We start from the raw sequence: 1,477 nt of genomic DNA, 5'->3' as shown, positions 1-1,477 counted from the left end.
GCGGGCCGCAGGACCTTTCTGCGACTGACCGTCCTGATCATTCGAACGTCGAAACGACATCTTCACCCTTCCCGATAAGTGTGCTTCATATGCACGCCTAAGTCCTTGCGATCACCCCAAGCAAGGTGCTTCCGGCGCGCTCGTCGCGCCGATCGCACGGCCGGCCATGTGCTCGATCTTCCCGAGAACAGCATGACTTCTCCTTGAGACGGCAGTTACGGACACATATAACGACTTAGCTCCGGTTAAGGTACCAGAGCCGGTTTCGAACCGGAAGCCTTATCCGAATTTTTTTTCGAATGTCCTGAGCTGCCCTGATCGTGCCGGTCAGCGACGTATTCAGTCGGCCGCTTGCCCCGCCAACCCTTCGAAGTCTGCAGCAGCGGTGCCGGTTTGGAGAACCTGATAACCAAAGGCTGATTACGTACCTGCACTAGCAGTTATTTGCTGACTCACAGGATACGACCAGTGGTCACGCCGCAGCTGTGCGCGAAAAAGTACCCTCTACGCCGGTGTTCGCGACCGCATCGGTGGGGTATTGATGACCACTGTCAAGTGACTGGAGGAATTTGCGGTGCGCCTTCTCCAGCTCCGCAACCTCCGACGCAGCCGGTCGCGCCGCAGCTGTGCACGGGACCGTTCGGCAAGGTTCTGGCCGGCGAGTCAACCGTGAGGCGTCTGCGGGGGCCGGCACTGGAGTCCGCGTGAACGCCAGCGCATCGCCGTAGATCGAGAACTGCTGGTCGACCCAGCGCCACTCGACCATCGCGTCGGCGCCTCCCAGCGCGGCGGCCATCGGCATGGTTTTCAGCCTAGGACTTAAGCTTTCCGGGTGACCGAGACGAAGCAAAGTCCCCTGCACCTGTCCACACAGGTGTGGCGCTTCCTGGTCACCGGCGCGCTGTCGGGCTGTACCTGCTGCTTTACCTGGGCGCCGGAATCAAAGTCGACCTGGCCAAAGCGTGCAGTTTTGTCGCCGGCACGGTGACCGCGTACCTGATTAAACGGCGCTGGAACGTTCCAGGGCATCCCCGCACACCGGGCGGTTCGTCGCGGTAATGGCGTTGTACCGTTGACCTTCGCTGTGCAGGTGGGCATCAACCACCTGGTGCTGGACCTGCTGGACCATCAGCGCTGGGGGCTGCCGGTGGCTTTCGTGGCCGCGCAGGGCACCGCGACCGTCATCAACTTCGTGGTGCAGCGGACGCTGATCTTCCGGACCCGCTGAGCTTCGGCGCATCTACCGACTGCAATCGCGTTGGGCGGGCCGCTCTATCCAGCCCTCCCCGTCCGGTATTCCCCCACCGGTCAGTTCTCGATATCGCCCGCCCGGTGGCTGCCGTGTCAACGGGCTGAAAGCCGTCGCGGGGCCGGGGGGGGGGGGGGCCCCGGGGGGGGGGGGGGGGGGGGGGGGGGGGCGGGTATTTGAAGACCCACCCCCCGGGGGCCGGGGCCCCCCCCGCGCCCCCCGCCCCCC

Annotated in this window: 1 protein-coding gene and 1 pseudogene; one reads left to right on the top strand and one right to left on the bottom strand. The window is 64.3% G+C overall.

Annotation, left to right across the window (positions count from 1 at the left end; translation table 11 throughout):
• Positions 1 to 472: 472 nt before the first annotated feature.
• The gene (locus BST28_RS23585; RefSeq protein WP_109560778.1) at positions 473 to 802 is read right to left on the bottom strand and encodes a hypothetical protein; all 330 of its coding nucleotides are present in this window, start codon (positions 800 to 802) and stop codon (positions 473 to 475) included.
• Positions 803 to 856: 54 nt separating this feature from the next.
• Here BST28_RS23585 and BST28_RS22875 point away from each other — a divergent pair.
• Positions 857 to 1,228, top strand: a pseudogene (locus BST28_RS22875) (GtrA family protein).
• The last annotated feature ends 249 nt before the right edge of the window (positions 1,229 to 1,477 follow it).

The sequence above is a fragment of the Mycolicibacter kumamotonensis genome (genome assembly GCF_002086285.1).
In the GTDB taxonomy this organism is placed as follows: domain Bacteria; phylum Actinomycetota; class Actinomycetes; order Mycobacteriales; family Mycobacteriaceae; genus Mycobacterium; species Mycobacterium kumamotonense.
This window is presented reverse-complemented; position numbering and strand designations above follow the sequence as displayed.

Excerpts from the sequence above, each read along its gene's own strand:
- BST28_RS23585 (WP_109560778.1), bottom strand. The coding sequence starts at position 802 with ATGCCGATGGCCGCCGCGCTGGGAGGCGCCGACGCGATGGTCGAGTGG.